The sequence below is a fragment of the Klebsiella sp. MPUS7 genome, from assembly GCF_009905335.1.
Lineage (GTDB): Bacteria > Pseudomonadota > Gammaproteobacteria > Enterobacterales > Enterobacteriaceae > Klebsiella > Klebsiella grimontii.
Genome location: NZ_CP047604.1, coordinates 5,639,914 through 5,659,550 on the forward strand (window position 1 = coordinate 5,639,914; position 19,637 = coordinate 5,659,550).

Consider the following 19,637-nt stretch of genomic DNA (forward strand, 5'->3'; position numbering starts at 1 on the left):
GGGGTGGCATCACGGTCATCCAGGAGGAATAGAAATGGATCGCATTATTCAATCACCCGGTAAGTATATTCAGGGCGCGGACGCAATGACTCGCCTTGGCGGCTACCTCAAACCGCTGGCTGAACGCTGGCTCATCGTTGGCGATAAATTTGTCCTCGGTTTTGCCGAAGAAAAACTGCGTAAAAGCCTGGCGGATGCTGGGCTGGTCGGCGAAATCGCTCCATTTGGCGGTGAATGCTCACACAATGAAATCAATCGCTTGCGTGGTATCGCCGATTCTGCCCAATGCACAGCCGTGCTCGGTATCGGCGGCGGCAAGACGCTGGATACCGCAAAAGCATTAGCACATTTTATGAATCTTCCGGTGGTTATTGCGCCGACGATTGCCTCTACCGATGCGCCGTGCAGCGCACTCTCGGTCATCTATTCCGATGATGGCGAGTTTGATAGCTATCTGATGCTGCCGCGCAACCCGAACATGGTGATTGTTGACACGCAAATCGTTGCTGGGGCCCCGGCACGCCTGCTGGCAGCCGGTATCGGCGATGCGCTGGCGACCTGGTTTGAAGCGCGTGCCTGCTCCCGCAGCGGCGCGACCACCATGGCGGGCGGTAAATGCACCCAGGCGGCGCTGGCGCTGGCTGAACTGTGCTACAACACGCTGATTGAAGAGGGTGAAAAAGCGATGCTGGCGGCAGAGCAGCACGTTGTGACGCCGGCGCTGGAACGGGTGATTGAAGCCAACACCTACCTGAGCGGCGTTGGGTTTGAAAGCGGCGGCCTGGCGGCTGCGCACGCTATCCACAACGGCCTGACCGCGATTCCGGATGCCCATCATTACTACCATGGTGAAAAAGTCGCCTTCGGCACGCTCACGCAGCTGGTTCTGGAAAACGCGCCGGTGGAAGAGATTGAAACGGTGGCAGCGCTGTGCCATAGCGTCGGGCTGCCGATCACCCTGGCGCAGCTGGATATTAAAGCCGATATCCCGGGCAAAATGCGTACCGTGGCGGAAGCCGCCTGCGCGGAAGGTGAAACCATCCACAATATGCCCGGCGGCGCGACGCCGGATCAGGTCTATGCGGCGCTTCTGGTGGCCGACCAGTACGGCCAGCGCTTCCTGCAAGAGTGGGAATAACCCCTCCAGACACGTCCGTCTTTTGACGGACGTGTTCTTTTATGTTCCTTTCACGCCCCATTGCCAGCCAAAACGATGTGTTTTATAGTGCGATTTTCCTTTGGGTGAATCGTAGATATGCAGTCATCAGATCGAAGAATGAGCATTTACGCCATTCTGCAACTGGACAAAAAAGTCGTCGTTAATGAACTCGCCGACAAGTTCGGCGTCACCAAAATGACCATCCGTCGCGACCTCTCTTTCTTTGAAAAACAAGGCATTGTAAAAACAACCTACGGCGGAGCCTATTTAACCAGCGGCGCCAGCGTCGAGCCCAGCTTTCAGCTAAAATCGATACAAATGGTCGATGATAAGCACCTGATTGGCCAGAAAGCCGCCGGGCAGGTTGAGGACGGCGACACGATCATTATCGACTGTGGCACCACGCCACTGGCGCTCGCCCAGTTTATTTTCGATAAAAAAATCATGGTGATAACCAACTCCGTTCCGGTAGTTAATCTACTGAAAGGAAGAAAAAATATAAAATTGATCGTGGCGCCTGGCGAATATGAAGATGACAGCCAGGGGATGATCTCTTTCAGCACCGCCGACTTCTTTCGTCATATCCACGCCGACAAGGTTTTCCTCAGTACTCAAGGCGTCAACGAACTCGGTGAGTTAACGGTACCAAAAATGACCGACGCCCACGTCAAGCAAGCGCTGATGCGCGCCGGGCGGCAAAAAATCCTGCTGGCGGACAGAAGTAAATTTGGTCAAACGTTCCTTGCGGGCCATGGTCGTCTGGCCGACTTTGACCTCGTTATCAGCCAGACCGGCCTGCCCCCTGATACCCTTTCTCTGATGAAGACGCAAAACGTACCGCTGCTGCTGGCTGATAGACACCTCTGATTGCTCAGGCGCCTGGTTTTATCGATCGTACAAGTGTTTCAGCAGGATGCTTTTAAGGAATAACCAGAACACGCGGCGCCGAATAATATGCTTCGACGCCGCAAAGAAAAGAGAGAATAGAAGGAAGCCTGCTTACGCCGGGCGCACGCCCAGCGTGTGGCAAATCGCGTAGCTCATTTCCGCGCGGTTCAGGGTATAGAAGTGGAAATCCTTCACCCCTTCGCGGCTTAGAATCTTCACCATATCCATGGCGATATTCGCCCCTACCAACTGGCGGGTTTCGGCGTCATTATCCAGACCTTCAAACATTTTCGCCATCCACGTCGGGATACGCACGTTGGTCATATCGGCGAATTTTTTCGCCTGCTTAAAATTAGAGACCGGCAAAATACCTGGAATAATTTCGACGTCGATACCTGCGGAGACGCAGCGGTCGCGGAAACGCAGGTAGCTTTCCACATCAAAGAAAAACTGGGTAATCGCGCGATTGGCGCCAGCGTCGACCTTGCGCTTCAGATTAAGCAGGTCAGCCTGCGCGCTTTTAGCTTCAGGATGGACTTCCGGATAAGCCGCGACGGAAATATCAAAGTCCCCAACCTCTTTCAGCAGCGTGACCAGGTCGACCGCATACATATCCGGCTTACCGCTCCCCGGCGGCAGGTCGCCACGCAGCGCAACGATATGGCGAATCCCGCTATCCCAGTAATCTTTGGCAATGGTACGCAGCTCATCACGGCTGGCATCGATACAGGTCAGATGCGGTGCGGCTTCCAGACCAGTACGATCTTTAATGCCTTTGATAATGCTATGGGTGCGATCACGTTCACCGGAGTTGGCGCCGTAGGTCACGGAGACAAACTTCGGCTTCAGGCTGCTCAGGCGATCGATGGATTTCCAGAGGGTTTGCTCCATTTCACTGGTGCGCGGCGGAAAGAATTCAAAAGAGACGTTAATCTGGCCCTGTACTTCCGCCAGGCTCTGATTCAGGGCTTCCCGCTGATTGGCGTGAAAAAAGCTCATACCTTACCTCATCAATCGCATTTTATTGTTTGTTGTGTCGCGAACTTCTATACGTTTAGACGTCCAGATGTAAAAATGACGGAAAAGAGCACCGGCGTCAATAGAAAAATCAGCGTAAACAGTGAGGAATATTCAGACAAGATGAAATTAATTCAAGTCGCATTCGCTAAGGTAATGATTTTTCAAGGACTGCTATCACCCTTTCCCGTAACCCCTCATTTGCGGGCATTGTGACCACGCCCAGCCTAAGCGGAAGCTGCTGGCTGGCATCACGCAGAGAACAAAAAACCACCCCCTGACGCTGGATAGCGGAAAATGATGCCGGCAGGAGGATCATGCCTTCTCCGCGCGCAATGCGCGCCAGCAGAACATCATGCTCGGCGGGCTCCTCCACGTAAGCGGGCGAATAGCCTGCCCGATCAAAAATACGTCGCGTATAGTCAAAAAAATCGGGATTACGCTCGCGTCTAAACCAGAACAGCGGCCGATGATTGAGCGCGCTTAACGCCAGGTCCGCCGTGGCGGCCTCCGGCCAGGATGCGGGTAACGCAGCGATGAGCGGCTCCTGGTAAGACAAAGGATGCAGGTGAAGCCCCTCGGTATTCAGCGGCAGCGCCACCAGCGCCGCATCCAGCTTGCCCTTTCGCACCAGCCGGGCCAGCGCCGGTGATGACTGACGAGTGATATGCAAAGCGCCGGTCTGTTCCCCCAGAGCGGATTCCGCGGCGGCGAAAACGCCCTGTTCAAAGGCCGTCGTCAGCCCCAGTCGCAGAAGCTGCTGCGCAGGCGCCGAGAGCTGGCTCAGCGCCGCCAGGGTGTGCTCCTGAAGCGCCAGCAGCGGCCGAACGATGTCCAGCACCCGTCTTCCCTCGTCGGTAAGGATCAGGCCTTTGGTATGGCGTAAAAACAGCGTCACCCCCAGCTGCGTTTCCAGATGACGAATATGGCGGCTCAGCGGCGGCTGCGAGATAAAGAGCCGTTCTGCGGCCCGGCTGATGTTATTCTCCTCCGCCACCACGGCAAAGTAGCGCAGCAGGCGAATATCGAGGGTATGTAAGCGTGGATTTGTCATGCTTAAAAGGTATCACGAAAAGGGTATTACTCAAGTCCGCTAAACTTCCCTAACCTTCCTCGTAACGCATAATCACACTGAGGAAGAGGCTATGAGCAGCGAACGTTATACCACCGGACAAGAAATGCTACAGCGCGTGGACGGCAAAGGCGGCGATGCCGTCGTCAACAGCCTGAAAGATATCGCCCCCGATTTCGCCCGCTATCTGATTGAGTTCCCCTTCGGCGATATTTACGCCAGGCCGGGACTCGATTTACGCAGTCGTGAAATAGCCACCATCGCCGCGCTCACGGCGCTCGGCAACGCCGCGCCGCAGCTAAAAGTGCATATTGCCGCCGGGTTAAATGTCGGGCTGACGCAGGAAGAGATTACGGAAGTTATCATGCAGATGGCGGTCTATGCCGGATTCCCGGCGGCTCTGAACGGTCTGTTTGCCGCCAAAGACGTTTTCGCGGCGCACTAGAGCGAAAAGACCAGGCGTCGCCTGGTCTTGTATTTATGGCTACAGCAGCTGCGCCAGGCGGTTGATATCCGACTGAATCGCCCCGGCGGTCACATCGCGACCGGCGCCCGGACCGCGGATCACCAGCGGATTATCGCGATACCAGCGGCTCTCGATAGCAAAGACGTTATCACACGGCAGCAGCGCCGCCAGCGGGTGCTCTTCGCGCACCGCTTCCACGCCGACGCGGGCTTTACCATTGGCGTCAAAACGCGCGACGTAGCGCAGCACCAGGCCCATCTCGCGCGCCGCTTCCAGACGCTGCAGCATCTGGTCGTTCAGCGCTTCACCGTTCTCGAAGAAGTGATCAACAGAGCCCTCTTCGCAGTGGGCAGGCACCAGGGACTCCACGCGCACCTGATCCGGTTCGATGTCGTAACCCGCCTCACGCGCCAGAATCACCAGCTTACGCATAACGTCTTTCCCGGAGAGATCGACGCGCGGGTCCGGCTCCGTCAGTCCTTGTTGCCAGGCCTGATCGACCAGGTCAGTAAACGGCACGGTACCGTCAAACTGCAGGAACAGCCATGAGAGGGTGCCGGAGAAAATACCGCTCAGCGCCAGAATGGTATCGCCGCTATCAATCAAATCGCGCACCGTGTGGTTGACCGGTAAACCGGCGCCGACGGTGGCGTTGTACAGCCAGTGGCGCCCGGTCTTCTCGAACGCGTCGTGGATCTGGCGATACTTACTGCTGCTACTGGCGCCAGCCAGCTTATTCGCGCTGATAACGTGGAAGCCGTGGCTGGCGAAATCCAGGTACTGGTCGGCCAGCTGCGCGCTGGCGGTCACGTCCAGCACCACAAGATCATCGTACGGATGCGCGCGCATCCACAGGAACAGCGACTCTTCATCCTGTTCAATCGCTTCATCATTAAAGAACGCCAGCGCACGACTGGCGTCGAGGCCTTCATAATTGAGCAGGCTGCGGCGGCTATCCACGACCCCGGCAAGAATAAATTCAAAACCGGTACGAGCGGAGAGCGTCGTCTGCTCGCGAGCGAACAACTCCAGCCAGCGGGAGCCGATATTGCCTTTGCCAAACAGCACCAGGCCAATGCGTTTTTCCGCGCGGAACAACGACTGATGCAGCCCCTGAATAAGGCTTTCCGTCGGCCCGGCGCGCAGCACCGCGACCAGGCTGATGCCCTCTTCTGATTGCCAGGTAAACTCTACCGGCTGGCCTTTCAGCTGCTGCCAGAAACGGTGGCAGTGCAGCGGATTACGGGTCACGCCAGCGCCAACCATCGCCACCAGCGCCAGCTTCTGACGCAGACGCAGCTCGCCCGGCAGCCCCGCTTCGTCCAGCAGCTTCAGCGCGCTGTCGGCCACTTCAGAGGTGTAGCAGAACTGCAGCAGCTTACGGTCGGCGTGTACGCCAACCGCCAGCGGCCGCAGCTGGGCGCGTTTTAAAATGGCGTCCAGCTCTTTATGCGCCAGTTTGAAATCCTGACCGCCGGGCACCTGGAACTCAATCAGGCAAACATCGTCATGGCTGGTGACGATGCGCGCCCCGGTACCGGAAGCCAGCACGCGTTCGATGCGCGTAGAGCCCTGATCCGGGGTGTAGCTACAGCGTAATTGTAAATCGATATCGCTGCCGGAGACCGGCTGCAGCGTACGGGCATGCAGCACCGGCGCCGCCAGGCGGGCCAGCTCGCTGGCTTCATCCAGGCGCAGCAGCGGCAGCAGGCAGGCGTCTTTCACTTTCCGCGGATCCGCGCTGTAAACCCCGGCTACGTCGCTCCAGATAGTGACGCGAGACGCCCCGGCCAGCGCGCCGATTTGGGTGGCGGAATAATCAGAACCATTACGCCCCAGCAGAACGGTTTCCCCGGCGTTGTTACGCGAGATAAAGCCGGTCACCACCAGGCGTTTGTTCGGGTGCTGCGCCATCAGCTGCTGCAAAAGCGGATAGGAGAGGCCTTCATCCACCTGCGGCTGCGGGGAGCGCTCGGCGCGTAAGAAGCTACGCGCATCCAGCCAGGCGGCCTCTACGCCGAGATGGTTCAGCACCGCCGCCATCAGGCGGGCCGACCAGACTTCGCCGTGACCGACGACTTCGGCATATACCGCGTCAGTGACGCCGCCATCCAGCAGCCCGGCAAGACGCTCAAGATCCTGAATAAACGTGGCGATCAGCGTATCGGCAGCGTCTGGCGACAGCAGTCCAGAAATGAGATCCATCTGATAACGACGGAGCGATTGTTGCACCTGATGCGCAGAGAGGCGATCGGTCTGGCTGAGCTTCAGCCAGCTGATCAACTGGTTGGTGGTACTGCCGGCGGCAGAGACGACCATCATATCGCCCGCCTGCGAATACTCCGTCATGATACCCGCGACGCGCAGGTAACATTTCGCATCCGCTAAACTACTCCCACCAAATTTGTGCAGCTGACGACCCTTCGCCCCTGCCTGCGCAATCACACTCATGTTTATTCCTCGTTTGCTGCCCGGAAGCCATTTTCCAGGTCGGCAATTAAATCTTCACCATCTTCAATACCGGTCGAAATCCGCAGAAGCGTTTCTGAGATCCCGGCGGCCGCACGCGCTTCAGGCGCCATGCCCGCATGGGTCATCGTCGCGGCGTGGGAAATCAGACTTTCCACGCCGCCCAGCGATTCCGCCAGCGTAAACAGCGATAGCCCGCTCAGGAAACGACGCAGCGTCTGCTCATCGCCATCCAGCTCGAAGCTTAACATCGCCCCAAAACCTTTTTGCTGACGCGCCGCAATCTCATGCCCCTGGTTTTCCGGCAGGGACGGATGGTACAGTTTTTTCACCAGCGGCTGGGTTTTCAGATAGTCGACAATCGCCAGCGCGTTGCGCTGAGCCACTTCCATACGCGGAGAGAGTGTACGTAAGCCGCGCAGCAGCAAATAGCTATCAAACGCTCCGCCGGTGACGCCGATATTATTCGCCCACCATGCCAGTTCGGTGACGGTCGCCGGATCTTTGGCGATAACCACCCCGGCCACCACATCAGAGTGGCCGTTCAGATATTTGGTGCATGAATGCAACACCAGATCGGCCCCCAGCGCCAGCGGATTCTGCAAAGCCGGGCTCAGGAAGGTGTTATCCACCACGCTGACCGCTCCGGCCTCACGCGCCAGACCGCAGATTTTCGCAATATCCACAACTCTCAGCAATGGATTACTTGGGCTTTCGACCAGAACCAGCTTCGGTTTTTCCGCCAGCGCGGCGCTCAGCGCCTGTTCGTCGTTTTGATCGACAAACAGCACGCGATAGCAGCCGCGCTTCGCCAGGCTATCAAACAGGCGGTAGCTGCCGCCGTAGCAGTCGTGCGGCGCCACCAGCAGATCGCCCGGCTTCAGGAATACGGTGGTGACCAGCAAAATGGCCGACATGCCGGTGTTGGTCAGAACCGCCCCCGCGCCGCCCTCCAGCTCCGCCAGCGCACGCTGCACCACATCACGGGTCGGGTTACCGCGACGAGAGTAGTCGTGGGCGCGAGGTTCGTTAAATCCGGTGAAGTTATAGGTGCTGGAGAGATGAATGGGCGGGACAACGCAACCGTACTGCTCGTCGTCATTTAAACCGCTACGCACTGCGATGGTGGCCTGTTTACGCGTCATGTTGGGGAGTTCCTGGGCTGAGTCGGTGAAAAGTCAGGCACCAGAGTAATCATTGTTATAATAGACGTCAATACATCTGGACATCTAAACTTCTTTGCGTATAGATTGAGCAAACTGGAAATAGCCGTTAAAATTATATGCATTAGCGCACATCCGTAGCGGCTTGTTTGGTGTCAGACGCGCCCCTCTACGGTAAACTACGCGTAATTATGGCCAGGACTCGCGTTCAGGCCCTTAACTAATGAATAGAGGATTAAAGGTAACTCATGGCTGAATGGAGCGGCGAATATATCAGCCCATACGCTGAGCACGGTAAGAAGAGTGAGCAAGTAAAGAAAATTACGGTTTCCATTCCTCTGAAGGTGTTAAAAATCCTCACCGATGAACGCACGCGTCGTCAGGTGAATAACCTGCGTCACGCGACCAACAGCGAACTGCTGTGCGAAGCGTTCCTGCATGCCTTTACCGGTCAACCGTTGCCTAACGATGAAGACCTGCGTAAAGAGCGCAGCGATGAAATCCCGGAAGCGGCGAAAGAGATTATGCGCGAGCTGGGCATCGACCCGGATACGTGGGAATACTAAAACCATAAAAAAAGCAGAAGAAATCTTCTGCTTTTTTTGCGCGGTTGCGCGCGAGAGACAAAAAAGCCGCCCTGAGGCGGCTTCTTCAGCAAATTACTTGCTGGTACCCGGTACGCTGAAGCGCTTGTTGAAGCGGTCAACACGACCACCGGTAGCAACATCACGCTGTTTGCCAGTGTAGAACGGGTGGCATTTACCGCACACGTCGAGGTTCAGGTCGTGACCTACGGTAGAACGGATTTTCATGACGTTACCGCAAGAGCAGGAAGCAGTAACTTCTTCGTATTTCGGATGAATATCTTTTTTCATGGGAGAACCTCAGTTAAGGCCGCGTCGCTCTTCCAGCCCTAACGCCAGACACCACGCGATGTTAATAATTTCCCGGTGCGATTGCGCAAAGCGAAATTGCCGGGTAATAGATTTTGATGCCGCACAAAGCGCATCAAAGGCGGCGAATCATACAGAATTTGACCAGCATATGCAAACTGATCCGCGAGCCCTTATCACAATGTGTATACTAACCCGCCAGATTTCAAGTCAGGAAGATTAAATGCCCGTCGCTCACGTTGCCCTGCCCGTTCCGCTGCCCCGCACTTTTGACTATTTGCTGCCTGACGGCATGCCGGTCAAAGCGGGCTGTCGCGTGCGCGTCCCGTTCGGCAAACAGGAGCGGATAGGTATCGTAACGGCGGTCAGTGAGCGCAGTGAACTGCCGCTCGACGAACTCAAGCCGGTGGCTGAAGTCCTCGACGCCGAACCGGTCTTCTCCTCTTCGGTCTGGCGGCTGCTGCTGTGGGCGGCGGACTACTACCATCATCCCATCGGCGATGTGCTGTTTCACGCGCTACCGATCATGCTGCGCCAGGGGAAACCCGCCAGCGCGGCGCCAATGTGGTACTGGTTTGCCACCGAACAGGGGCAAGCGGTTGATATCAATAGCCTTAAGCGCTCACCGAAACAGCAGCAGGCGCTGGCGGCGCTGCGTCAGGGGAAGATCTGGCGCCATCAGGTCGCCGAACTGGAATTTAACGACGCCGCCCTGCAGGCGCTGAGGGGTAAAGGCCTGGCGGAACTGGCCAGCGAAGCGCCGGCCATCACCGACTGGCGCGCAGGCTTCTCGGTACCCGGCGAGCGCCTGCGTCTTAACACCGAACAGGCCACCGCCGTGGGCGCGATCCACAGCGCCTCGGACAGCTTTTCCGCCTGGCTGCTGGCCGGGATCACCGGCTCGGGCAAAACGGAAGTGTATCTAAGCGTCCTTGAAAACGTGCTGGCGCAGGGTCGCCAGGCGCTGGTGATGGTGCCGGAAATCGGCCTGACGCCGCAGACTATCGCGCGTTTCCGCCACCGTTTTAACGCCCCGGTGGAAGTGCTGCACTCCGGGCTGAACGACAGCGAACGCCTCTCCGCGTGGCTAAAAGCCAAAAATGGCGAAGCGGCGATTGTGATCGGTACCCGCTCGTCGCTGTTTACCCCGTTTAAAGACCTCGGTGTGATCGTTATCGACGAAGAGCACGACAGCTCTTACAAACAGCAGGAGGGCTGGCGCTATCACGCTCGCGATCTGGCGGTCTGGCGCGCCCATAGCGAGCAAATCCCGATTATCCTTGGCTCGGCGACCCCGGCGCTGGAGACGCTCTATAACGTCCGCCAGGGCAAGTATCGCCAGCTGAAGCTGACCAAACGAGCGGGCAACGCGCGTCCGGCTCAGCAGCACGTCCTGGATTTAAAAGGCCAGCAGCTGCAGGCCGGACTGTCTCCGGCGCTGATTGGCCGTATGCGCCAGCATCTGCAGGCCGATAACCAGGTGATTCTGTTTTTGAACCGCCGCGGCTTCGCGCCGGCGCTGCTGTGCCACGACTGCGGCTGGATAGCGGAGTGTCCGCGCTGCGACAGCTACTACACGCTGCACCAGGCCCAGCATCATCTGCGCTGCCACCACTGCGACAGCCAGCGCCCGATTCCGCGCCAGTGCCCCTCCTGCGGTTCGACGCATCTGGTACCGGTCGGTTTGGGGACCGAACAGCTTGAGCAGGCCCTGGGACCGCTGTTTCCCGATATCCCGATTTCCCGAATTGACCGCGATACCACCAGCCGCAAAGGCGCGCTTGAACAATATCTTGCCGACGTCAACCGCGGCGGCGCGCGCATTCTTATCGGCACCCAAATGCTGGCGAAGGGGCACCACTTCCCGGATGTCACCCTGGTTTCCCTGCTGGACGTCGATGGCGCGCTGTTTTCCGCCGATTTCCGCTCGGCGGAACGCTTCGCTCAGCTCTACACCCAGGTTTCAGGCCGCGCAGGCCGGGCGGGCAAACAAGGCGAGGTGATCCTGCAGACCCACCACCCGGAGCACCCGCTACTGCAAACGCTGCTTTATAAAGGATACGACGCGTTTGCCGGGGAGGCGCTGGCGGAACGGCAGAGCATGCAGCTGCCGCCGTGGACCAGCCACGTGCTGATTCGCGCCGAAGATCATAACAACCAGCAGGCGCCGCTTTTTTTACAGCAGCTGCGCAATCTGCTGCAGGCCAGCCCGCTGGCCGATAAGAAACTGTGGGTGCTCGGGCCGGTTCCGGCGCTAGCGCCAAAGCGCGGCGGCCGCTGGCGCTGGCAAATTCTCCTCCAGCATCCGTCGCGCGTTCAGCTGCAGCATATCGTCAGCGGAACGCTGGCGTTGATTAACACGCTGCCGGAAGCGCGAAAAGTGAAATGGGTTCTGGACGTCGATCCTATTGAAGGTTAAGGCTTCTCTTGCGAGGCGGATCGAAAAATTCAACCGTCATCACGTTTTTCATGAAAATTCTGTAACTCTCTGGATGTACTATCTGTTAAAAATGTTGCTGATGTCAGAACGCCAGGGATGTGTCTGCGCCAGTCAGCGAGGAGAAATCAGGTGAAGCCCAAAAAACAGGTCGTTGCCGCCACTATGAAAGACGTTGCCCAAAAGGCAAACGTTTCCACGGCAACCGTATCCCGAGCGTTAATGAACCCCGATAAGGTTTCGCAGAGCACCCGTAACCGGGTTGAGCAGGCCGCGCTTGAAGTCGGCTATTTACCGCAATCGCTCGGGCGCAATATGAAGCGCAACGAGTCGCGCACCATCCTGGTGATTGTGCCGGATATCTGCGACCCCTTCTTCAGCGAGATCATTCGCGGTATTGAAGTCACCGCCGCGGAGCAAGAGTACCTGGTGCTGATCGGCGATTGCGCCCACCAGAACCGTCAGGAAAAGACCTTTATCGACCTGATCATTACCAAGCAGATCGATGGCATGCTGCTGCTGGGCTCCCGATTACCCTTCGATGCGGGCGTGGAAGAGCAGCGCAATCTGCCGCCGATGGTGATGGCCAATGAATTCGCTCCCGAGCTGGAGCTGCCGACGGTCCATATCGATAACCTCACCGCCGCGTTTAACGCCGTGAACTATCTGCACGAGTTGGGGCACCGCCGTATCGGCTGTATCGCCGGCCCGGAAGAGATGCCGCTGTGCCATTACCGCCTGCAGGGCTATGTCCAGGCGCTGCGTCGCAGCGGGATAACCGTCGATCCGCACTATATCGCCCGCGGCAACTTTACCTATGAAGCCGGCGCCAGCGCGCTGGAACAGCTGCTGGCGCTGCCGGTACCGCCGACGGCTATTTTCTGCCATAGCGATATTATGGCGCTGGGCGCATTATCGCTGGCGAAGCGTCGCGGCCTGAAAGTTCCTGAAGATCTGTCTATTATTGGTTTTGATAACATCTCTTTGTCTGAATTTTGCGATCCGCCATTGACGACCGTCGCGCAACCACGTTTTGATATTGGCCGCGAAGCGATGCTGCTTTTGCTGGACCAACTGCACGGTCATAACGTCAGCAGCGGTTCACGATTACTTGACTGCGAGCTTATCGTTCGCGGCAGTACGCGCAAAATCCGAACATAACCACCAGGCTTTCGGGCCTGCTCTTCTGGTCAAAGCCCCGCCGCTTAAGTAACATGGCGGGCTGAAAAACGAATAAGACAGCGAAACGATAGTGGCACAACGAGATTATGTACGCCGCAGCCAACCGGCTTCTTCGCGGCGCAAAAAGAGCAATACGCGAAGCTCAAGGAACAAACAAGGCGGCCTTTCGGCGGTTTCACCGACTATGGTGGCCATCGCCGCGGCAGTGCTGGTGGCCTTTATCGGTGGACTGTACTTCATCACTCACCATAAGAAAGAAGAAGCTGAAGCGCTGCAGAACCGCCAGGCCGCGGGCAACGGCCTGCCGCCGAAGCCGGAAGAACGTTGGCGCTATATTAAAGAGCTGGAAAGCCGTCAGCCCGGGGTACGCGCGCCTACGGAACCCACGGCGGGCGGCGAAGTCATGAAGCCGGAGCAGCTGACGGACGAGCAGCGCCAGCTGCTGGCGCAGATGCAGGCCGATATGCGTCAGCAGCCCACGCAGCTGACCGAAGTGCCGTGGAATGAACAAACCCCGGCGCAGCGCCAGCAAACCTTGCAGCGTCAGCGTTTAGCTCAGCAGCAGGTACAGCAACAGCAGCTCGCGCAGGCCCAGCAGCAGACGCAGGTACAGCAACCGCGAACCCAGCCGCGGGTCGTCGAGCAGTCGAAGCCGGTACAACAGCAGCCGAGGCAGACGGCGTCTAATCAGCAGCCGTACCAGGACCTGCTGCAAACGCCAGCGCATACCAGTACCGCGCAGCCTAAAGCCCAGGCCGCCGCGCCGGTAACCCGCGTAGAAGAAGCGCCGAAAACCGCCGCGACGGAGAAAAAAGACGATCGCAGCTGGATGATCCAGTGCGGCTCCTTTAAAGGCGCTGAGCAGGCGGAAACCGTGCGCGCGCAGCTGGCGTTTGAAGGCTTCGCCTCGCACATCACCACCAATAACGGCTGGAATCGCGTGGTGATTGGGCCGCTGAAAGGCAAAGAAAACGCCAGCAATATGATTGAACGGCTGAAAATGGCCGGACACGCAAACTGCATTCGTCTCGCCGCCAGGGGTTGAAACCCTCAAAATCCCCCCCATCTATAATTGCATTCTGCCCCGCGTAAACCGCGGGGCCCCTATTCCGCTTTTGCAACCAAGGGGTCTGCTCGTGACTACAATTGTAAGTGTTCGCCGTAACGGCCATGTCGTTATTGCCGGTGATGGCCAGGCCACGCTGGGCAACACCGTAATGAAAGGCAACGTGAAAAAAGTGCGCCGCCTGTATAACGACAAAGTGATTGCCGGCTTTGCGGGCGGCACCGCTGACGCCTTCACGCTGTTCGAACTGTTTGAACGTAAGCTGGAAATGCATCAGGGCCACCTGGTGAAGGCCGCCGTTGAGCTGGCGAAAGACTGGCGTACCGACCGGATGCTGCGCAAGCTCGAAGCGCTGCTGGCGGTGGCTGACGAAAACGCCTCGCTCATCATCACCGGTAACGGCGACGTGGTGCAGCCAGAAAACGATTTGATTGCTATCGGCTCCGGCGGTCCCTACGCCCAGGCCGCGGCTCGCGCCCTGCTGGAAAATACCGATATGGGCGCACGCGATATCGCAGAGAAAGCGTTGAGTATTGCAGGTGATATCTGCATTTATACCAACCACTTCCATACCATCGAAGAATTGACCTCCAAAGCGTAAGGATCTCCCATGTCTGAAATGACCCCACGCGAAATTGTCAGCGAACTGGACAAACACATTATCGGCCAGGACGCAGCCAAGCGCTCCGTCGCCATCGCTCTGCGTAACCGCTGGCGTCGTATGCAGCTCAACGAAGAGCTGCGTCACGAAGTCACGCCAAAAAACATTCTGATGATCGGCCCGACCGGCGTCGGTAAAACGGAAATCGCCCGCCGTCTGGCAAAGCTCGCCAATGCGCCGTTCATCAAGGTCGAAGCGACGAAATTCACTGAAGTCGGCTATGTTGGTAAGGAAGTGGACTCCATCATCCGCGATCTGACCGATGCGGCGATCAAAATGGTGCGCATGCAGTCCATCGACAAAAACCGCTATCGTGCGGAAGAGCTGGCGGAAGAGCGCATCCTTGACGTGCTGATCCCGCCGGCGAAAAACAACTGGGGCCAGGCTGAACAGCCTCAGGAACCCTCCGCCGCGCGCCAGTCTTTCCGTAAAAAACTGCGCGAAGGTCAGCTCGATGATAAAGAGATTGAGATCGATCTCGCGGCTGCGCCGATGGGCGTTGAAATCATGTCCCCTCCGGGCATGGAAGAGATGACCAGCCAGCTGCAGTCCATGTTCCAGAATCTGGGCGGCCAGAAGCAAAAACCGCGTAAGCTGAAAATTAAAGACGCGATGAAGCTGCTGATTGAAGAAGAGGCGGCGAAGCTGGTCAACCCGGAAGAGCTGAAGCAGGATGCCATCGACGCCGTTGAGCAGCACGGTATCGTGTTTATCGACGAAATCGACAAAATCTGTAAGCGCGGCGGCAACTCCTCCGGCCCTGACGTATCCCGTGAAGGCGTACAGCGCGACCTGCTGCCGCTGGTTGAAGGCTGCACCGTCTCCACCAAGCACGGCATGGTGAAAACCGATCACATTCTGTTTATCGCCTCCGGCGCGTTCCAGGTCGCCAGCCCGTCTGACTTAATCCCGGAACTGCAGGGCCGTCTGCCGATTCGCGTTGAGCTGAAAGCGCTGACCACCCACGACTTCGAGCGTATTTTGACCGAGCCGAACGCGTCCATCACCGTGCAGTATAAAGCGCTGATGGCGACCGAAGGCGTCAATATCGAATTCACGGAAGAGGGTATCAAGCGTATCGCTCAGGCCGCATGGCAGGTCAACGAAACCACCGAGAACATTGGTGCCCGTCGTCTGCATACCGTGCTGGAGCGTCTGATCGAAGACATCTCCTACGACGCCAGCGAAATGAACGGCCAAACCGTCACCATCGATGCGGAATATGTCGGTAAGCATCTGGATGTTCTGGTGGCAGATGAAGATCTGAGCCGTTTTATCTTATAATCCGGTTCAATATATTTTCATCACACTAGATGGGGCTATAGATACCCTACTAATTTGAGTTGCAGGACAAAACGGTTAACCGTTTGAACAGCGCTTGCGCTGGTCCCGAAGGCCGAATCATGCGGCAAGGGAATTCATCCCCAGGAGTGTGCATAAGTACATGACTGGGGTGAATCAGCGTAGCCTACGTATCTGCAGCTTGAAGTATGAAGGGTAGAGCCCCATTTTTTATTGGCCGGGACTTATGACCGAACACGCAATCACTCGCACCCAGGCCTGGCTGGAAAGCCTGCGCCCAAAAACGTTACCTCTGGCCTTTGCCGCCATCATTGTCGGCTCCGCGCTTGCCTGGCATCAGGGCAGTTTCGATCCCTGGGTTGCGCTGCTGGCCATCATTACCGCCGGTTTATTACAAATCCTCTCCAATCTGGCCAACGATTATGGCGACGCGATAAAAGGCAGCGATAAACCTGACCGTATCGGCCCGCTGCGCGGTATGCAGAAAGGCGCCATTACCCAGGCGCAGATGAAACGCGCGTTGATTCTCACCGTGGCGCTGATTTGTCTCTCCGGCCTGGCGCTGCTGTTCCTGTCCTGGCAAACCATGGCCGATTTTATCGGTTTTATGGTCCTCGGCGGGCTCGCGATCGTGGCCGCCATCACCTATACCGTCGGCACTCGCCCTTACGGCTACATCGGTCTTGGCGATATCTCTGTGCTGGTGTTCTTCGGCTGGCTTAGCGTCGTCGGGAGCTGGTACCTGCAGGCGCACAGCGTTGAGGCGGTCATTTTCTTACCCGCCACCGCCTGCGGCCTGCTGGCGACGGCGGTGCTGAATATTAACAACCTGCGCGATATCGACAGCGATCGCGAAAACGGTAAAAACACCCTCGCCGTGCGCCTGGGGCCGGTTAACGCTCGCCGCTATCACGCCTGCCTGCTGTTTGGCGCGCTGCTGTGCCTGGCGCTGTTTAACCTGATCTCGCTGCATAATCCGTGGGGCTGGCTGTTCCTGCTGGCGACGCCGCTGCTGGTTAAGCAGGCGCGTTATGTGATACGCGAGCGCGACCCCGTCGCCATGCGTCCAATGCTCGAAAGAACGGTTAAAGGGGCGCTGCTGACCAACCTGCTGTTTGTTATCGGAATTATTTTCAGCAGGCTTGCGGCTTAACTGACAAATATCAATTAACAATTGATGATTTTGCCAACAGCATGATTCACGCGATATACTGAAAATTCTCGCAGCAACTGAACGTTAAGCCTATGAAATACGATACTTCCGAGCTTTGTGACATCTACCAGGAGGATGTCAACGTCGTGGAACCTCTGTTCTCCAACTTTGGGGGGCGCTCGTCGTTTGGTGGACAAATCATCACGGTAAAATGTTTCGAGGATAACGGGTTGCTCTACGATATGCTCGAACAGAACGGCCGTGGTCATGTCCTGTTGGTTGACGGCGGTGGTTCCGTTCGACGCGCATTGATTGACGCTGACCTGGCGCGTCTGGCCGTACAAAACGAGTGGGAAGGGCTGGTCGTCTATGGCGCGGTGCGTCAGGTTGACGATCTGGAAGAGCTGGATATCGGTATCCAGGCGCTGGCCGCCATCCCCGTCGGAGCCGCAGGTGAAGGAATCGGCGAAAGCGACGTGCGCGTCAACTTCGGCGGCGTCACCTTCTTTTCCGGCGACCATCTCTACGCCGATAATACCGGGATTATCCTTTCCGAGGATGCCCTGGATATCGAGTAGCGTCCCGCCCATAAAAAAAGGCCTTCTCTCTGAGAAGGCCTTTTTGTTTCCGCCGGAGGCTTAGTACAGCTTCTTAGCGCAATCCAGCCAGTCGCTTTTGAACGGACGCTTCATGTTTTCGATAGCGTCGATAATGTCGTGGTGCACCAGCTTCTCGTTCTGAATACCGACGCAGCGGCCGCCGAAGCCCTGCAGCAGCAGGTCAATCGCGTACGCGCCCATGCGGGATGCCAGTATACGGTCATAAGGAACCGGGGAGCCGCCGCGCTGAATGTGGCCCAGTACGGTTGCGCGAGTTTCACGGCCGGTCTCTTTCTCGATGTAGTGAGCCAGCTCGTCGACGTCGCACATATGCTCGGTGATCGCCACAATCGCGTGCTTTTTACCTTTGGCGATACCCGCCTTAATTTCTGAGACCAGGTCGTCGCGAGTGTATTCAACCTCAGGCACCATGATGAACTCACAGCCGCCGGAGATAGCTGCCGCCAGGGTCAGGTCGCCGCAGTAACGGCCCATCACTTCCACAACGGAAATACGCTGGTGGGAGGAAGAGGTATCACGCAGGCGGTCAATAGCCTCTACCACGGTGCTCAATGCGGTAAAGAAGCCGATGGTATAGTCGGTGCCTTTGATATCGTTGTCGATCGTGCCCGGCAGGCCGATGCAGGGGAAGCCCATCTCAGTCAGACGCACGGCACCCATATAGGAACCGTCACCACCAATAACCACCAGCGCATCCAGGCCGCGCTTTCTCATATTTTCAATGGCGACGGCGCGAATATGTTCTTCACGAAATTCTGGAAAACGCGCCGACCCCAGGAAGGTGCCGCCGCGGTTGATCATGTCGGAAACGCTGTAGCGGTCGAGCTGAACCATACGATCTTCATACAGGCCGAGGTAACCGTCATAGATTCCAAAAACTTCCAGACCTTCCGTTAATGCCGCACGCACAACGCCACGGATTGCTGCGTTCATGCCCGGGGCATCACCGCCACTTGTCAACACACCGATTTTCTTAATCATGACTACCTCTGAACTTAGGAAGCAAAAAATAATCCTGTTGCCTGAAGCGCCCCTCACCAGGAGTGCACAACGATAATTGCAATAGTATATCAAACGCTTCTGGCTGAATTGATTCAGGTCAGACCAAATGGCGGTAATTTATACAAAAAATGCCGATCCGCCCCACACTTTTACATCGAGTTTACAGACTATAACCTAAAGATCATAAAACACCCTGCCGCCCTAACGGCACCACAGAGCAGGGGTCCTGGTGGATAATGACATCGGACCCAGGAAAACGGAGCAACAGCGCCTGCTCCACCTGGTCGGCAATCACATGTGCCTGAACCAGCGGGAGGTTATCTTCCATTTCCAAATGAATCTGAATAAAGCGAGTCGGCCCTGACTGCCGCGTTCGTAGATCGTGCGCCCCGCTGACGCCTGGCCATGCGGTCACGATATTGATAATGTCCTGGCGTTCCTCATCAGGCAGCGCGCGGTCTAATAACGACTGAACGGCGTCATAGGCCATACGCAGCGCGCTATATAAAATATAGACGCCGATACCTAATGCAAACAGCGCATCGGCCCGGTGCCAGCCGTACCAGGAGAGGGCCAGCGCCACCAGAATTGCGCCGTTCATCATAACATCAGACTGATAATGAAGCATATCCGCCCGTACCGCCTGACTTTGGGTTTTTCTCACCACCCAGCGCTGGAACGTGACCAGCAGCAGCGTGCTGACCAGCGCAACCAGCGTCACCACCATCCCTACCCCTGCCGCATTCATCGGCTCAGGACGAACAAGATGCTGAATACCGGTCAAGAACAGAAACAGCGCCGAGCCGGAGATAAACATGCTTTGCGCCAGCGCCGCCAGCGATTCCGCCTTACCGTGGCCAAAGGTATGTTCTTCATCGGCAGGCTGCAGCGAATAACGCACCACCAACAGGTTGGTTAACGAGGCGGCGATATCCACCAGTGAATCAACCAGCGCCGCCAGAATACTCACAGATCCGGTATACCACCATGCAAAAATCTTGATCAAAAGTAACGCAGAGGCCATCACCGTCGCCGCAATCGCCGCGCGGCTCACCAGTTGCCCATAGGATTGACTCATAAACGCTCC

18 protein-coding genes are annotated in these 19,637 nt (G+C 57.1%); 11 read left to right on the top strand and 7 right to left on the bottom strand.

The genetic code is table 11. The features are described 5' to 3' along the window. Positions 1-34: 34 nt before the first annotated feature. Positions 35-1,138, top strand: a complete 1,104-nt coding sequence (gene gldA, locus GUC22_RS26395; protein ID WP_024360572.1) for a bifunctional L-1,2-propanediol dehydrogenase/glycerol dehydrogenase — start codon at positions 35-37, stop codon at positions 1,136-1,138. 138 nt (positions 1,139-1,276) lie between these two features. Beyond that, the gene (locus tag GUC22_RS26400) at positions 1,277-2,026 is read left to right on the top strand and encodes a DeoR/GlpR family DNA-binding transcription regulator (RefSeq protein ID WP_004870577.1); all 750 of its coding nucleotides are present in this window, start codon (positions 1,277-1,279) and stop codon (positions 2,024-2,026) included. 132 nt (positions 2,027-2,158) lie between these two features. Here the strand turns inward: GUC22_RS26400 and metF are convergent, their stop codons facing one another. Beyond that, positions 2,159-3,046 (bottom strand): methylenetetrahydrofolate reductase, encoded by an 888-nt coding sequence (gene metF / locus GUC22_RS26405; protein ID WP_004870579.1) that lies wholly within the window; start codon positions 3,044-3,046, stop codon positions 2,159-2,161. Positions 3,047-3,212: 166 nt separating this feature from the next. Further along, complete coding sequence (locus tag GUC22_RS26410) at positions 3,213-4,118, bottom strand: LysR family transcriptional regulator (protein WP_160183862.1); 906 nt, start codon at positions 4,116-4,118, stop codon at positions 3,213-3,215. Between the two features lie 91 nt (positions 4,119-4,209). Here GUC22_RS26410 and GUC22_RS26415 point away from each other — a divergent pair, with 91 nt between their 5' ends. Then, complete coding sequence (locus GUC22_RS26415) at positions 4,210-4,581, top strand: carboxymuconolactone decarboxylase family protein (protein ID WP_004870583.1); 372 nt, start codon at positions 4,210-4,212, stop codon at positions 4,579-4,581. 39 nt (positions 4,582-4,620) lie between these two features. Here the strand turns inward: GUC22_RS26415 and GUC22_RS26420 are convergent, their stop codons facing one another. Both GUC22_RS26420 and metB read right to left on the bottom strand, forming a co-directional pair. After that, entirely contained in the window at positions 4,621-7,053 is a 2,433-nt protein-coding gene (locus tag GUC22_RS26420) for a bifunctional aspartate kinase/homoserine dehydrogenase II (protein WP_004870585.1), read from the bottom strand. Between the two features lie 2 nt (positions 7,054-7,055). Continuing rightward, on the bottom strand, positions 7,056-8,216 hold the full coding sequence (gene metB / locus GUC22_RS26425; protein WP_004127265.1) for a cystathionine gamma-synthase: 1,161 nt from the start codon (positions 8,214-8,216) through the stop codon (positions 7,056-7,058). Positions 8,217-8,482: 266 nt separating this feature from the next. Here metB and metJ point away from each other — a divergent pair, with 266 nt between their 5' ends. After that, positions 8,483-8,800: a met regulon transcriptional regulator MetJ gene (metJ, locus tag GUC22_RS26430; RefSeq protein ID WP_004107547.1), complete on the top strand. Its 318-nt coding sequence runs from the start codon at positions 8,483-8,485 to the stop codon at positions 8,798-8,800. 93 nt (positions 8,801-8,893) lie between these two features. On the opposite strand, the gene rpmE is transcribed toward metJ, so the two are convergent. After that, positions 8,894-9,109, bottom strand: a complete 216-nt coding sequence (gene rpmE / locus GUC22_RS26435; RefSeq protein WP_004107543.1) for a 50S ribosomal protein L31 — start codon at positions 9,107-9,109, stop codon at positions 8,894-8,896. Between the two features lie 241 nt (positions 9,110-9,350). Here rpmE and priA point away from each other — a divergent pair, with 241 nt between their 5' ends. The 7 genes from priA (at position 9,351) to rraA (ending at position 17,506) form a co-directional block, all read left to right on the top strand. Further along, positions 9,351-11,546: a primosomal protein N' gene (gene priA / locus GUC22_RS26440; protein ID WP_024360575.1), complete on the top strand. Its 2,196-nt coding sequence runs from the start codon at positions 9,351-9,353 to the stop codon at positions 11,544-11,546. A gap of 150 nt (positions 11,547-11,696) precedes the next feature. After that, positions 11,697-12,725, top strand: a complete 1,029-nt coding sequence (gene cytR, locus GUC22_RS26445) for a DNA-binding transcriptional regulator CytR (RefSeq protein WP_004127258.1) — start codon at positions 11,697-11,699, stop codon at positions 12,723-12,725. Between the two features lie 91 nt (positions 12,726-12,816). Continuing rightward, a complete protein-coding gene (ftsN, locus tag GUC22_RS26450) occupies positions 12,817-13,791 on the top strand; it encodes a cell division protein FtsN (protein ID WP_074168716.1) in 975 nt (324 codons plus the stop codon). A gap of 91 nt (positions 13,792-13,882) precedes the next feature. Then, entirely contained in the window at positions 13,883-14,413 is a 531-nt protein-coding gene (gene hslV, locus GUC22_RS26455) for an ATP-dependent protease subunit HslV (protein ID WP_004127251.1), read from the top strand. A 9-nt stretch (positions 14,414-14,422) separates the two neighbouring features. Continuing rightward, entirely contained in the window at positions 14,423-15,757 is a 1,335-nt protein-coding gene (hslU, locus tag GUC22_RS26460; protein WP_024360576.1) for an HslU--HslV peptidase ATPase subunit, read from the top strand. A 244-nt stretch (positions 15,758-16,001) separates the two neighbouring features. Further along, a complete protein-coding gene (gene menA, locus GUC22_RS26465) occupies positions 16,002-16,928 on the top strand; it encodes a 1,4-dihydroxy-2-naphthoate polyprenyltransferase (protein ID WP_004870598.1) in 927 nt (308 codons plus the stop codon). Between the two features lie 92 nt (positions 16,929-17,020). Further along, positions 17,021-17,506, top strand: coding sequence for a ribonuclease E activity regulator RraA (rraA, locus tag GUC22_RS26470; RefSeq protein ID WP_004127241.1), 486 nt, complete (start codon positions 17,021-17,023; stop codon positions 17,504-17,506). Positions 17,507-17,566: 60 nt separating this feature from the next. Here the strand turns inward: rraA and pfkA are convergent, their stop codons facing one another. Then, positions 17,567-18,529, bottom strand: a complete 963-nt coding sequence (pfkA, locus tag GUC22_RS26475; RefSeq protein WP_004127238.1) for a 6-phosphofructokinase — start codon at positions 18,527-18,529, stop codon at positions 17,567-17,569. A 202-nt stretch (positions 18,530-18,731) separates the two neighbouring features. Beyond that, the gene (fieF, locus tag GUC22_RS26480) at positions 18,732-19,628 is read right to left on the bottom strand and encodes a CDF family cation-efflux transporter FieF (protein WP_004870602.1); all 897 of its coding nucleotides are present in this window, start codon (positions 19,626-19,628) and stop codon (positions 18,732-18,734) included. Positions 19,629-19,637 lie beyond the last annotated feature (9 nt).

What these genes read in the sequence shown, in the direction of transcription:
- rpmE (WP_004107543.1), bottom strand. Translation starts at nt 9,109, where the DNA reads ATGAAAAAAGATATTCATCCGAAATACGAAGAAGTTACTGCTTCCTGC.
- pfkA (WP_004127238.1), bottom strand. Translation starts at nt 18,529, where the DNA reads ATGATTAAGAAAATCGGTGTGTTGACAAGTGGCGGTGATGCCCCGGGC.
- hslU (WP_024360576.1), top strand. Translation starts at nt 14,423, where the DNA reads ATGTCTGAAATGACCCCACGCGAAATTGTCAGCGAACTGGACAAACAC.
- gldA (WP_024360572.1), top strand. Translation starts at nt 35, where the DNA reads ATGGATCGCATTATTCAATCACCCGGTAAGTATATTCAGGGCGCGGAC.
- fieF (WP_004870602.1), bottom strand. Translation starts at nt 19,628, where the DNA reads ATGAGTCAATCCTATGGGCAACTGGTGAGCCGCGCGGCGATTGCGGCG.
- GUC22_RS26415 (WP_004870583.1), top strand. Translation starts at nt 4,210, where the DNA reads ATGAGCAGCGAACGTTATACCACCGGACAAGAAATGCTACAGCGCGTG.
- metF (WP_004870579.1), bottom strand. Translation starts at nt 3,046, where the DNA reads ATGAGCTTTTTTCACGCCAATCAGCGGGAAGCCCTGAATCAGAGCCTG.
- GUC22_RS26400 (WP_004870577.1), top strand. Translation starts at nt 1,277, where the DNA reads ATGAGCATTTACGCCATTCTGCAACTGGACAAAAAAGTCGTCGTTAAT.
- GUC22_RS26420 (WP_004870585.1), bottom strand. Translation starts at nt 7,053, where the DNA reads ATGAGTGTGATTGCGCAGGCAGGGGCGAAGGGTCGTCAGCTGCACAAA.
- metJ (WP_004107547.1), top strand. Translation starts at nt 8,483, where the DNA reads ATGGCTGAATGGAGCGGCGAATATATCAGCCCATACGCTGAGCACGGT.
- menA (WP_004870598.1), top strand. Translation starts at nt 16,002, where the DNA reads ATGACCGAACACGCAATCACTCGCACCCAGGCCTGGCTGGAAAGCCTG.
- metB (WP_004127265.1), bottom strand. Translation starts at nt 8,216, where the DNA reads ATGACGCGTAAACAGGCCACCATCGCAGTGCGTAGCGGTTTAAATGAC.
- GUC22_RS26410 (WP_160183862.1), bottom strand. Translation starts at nt 4,118, where the DNA reads ATGACAAATCCACGCTTACATACCCTCGATATTCGCCTGCTGCGCTAC.
- rraA (WP_004127241.1), top strand. Translation starts at nt 17,021, where the DNA reads ATGAAATACGATACTTCCGAGCTTTGTGACATCTACCAGGAGGATGTC.
- priA (WP_024360575.1), top strand. Translation starts at nt 9,351, where the DNA reads ATGCCCGTCGCTCACGTTGCCCTGCCCGTTCCGCTGCCCCGCACTTTT.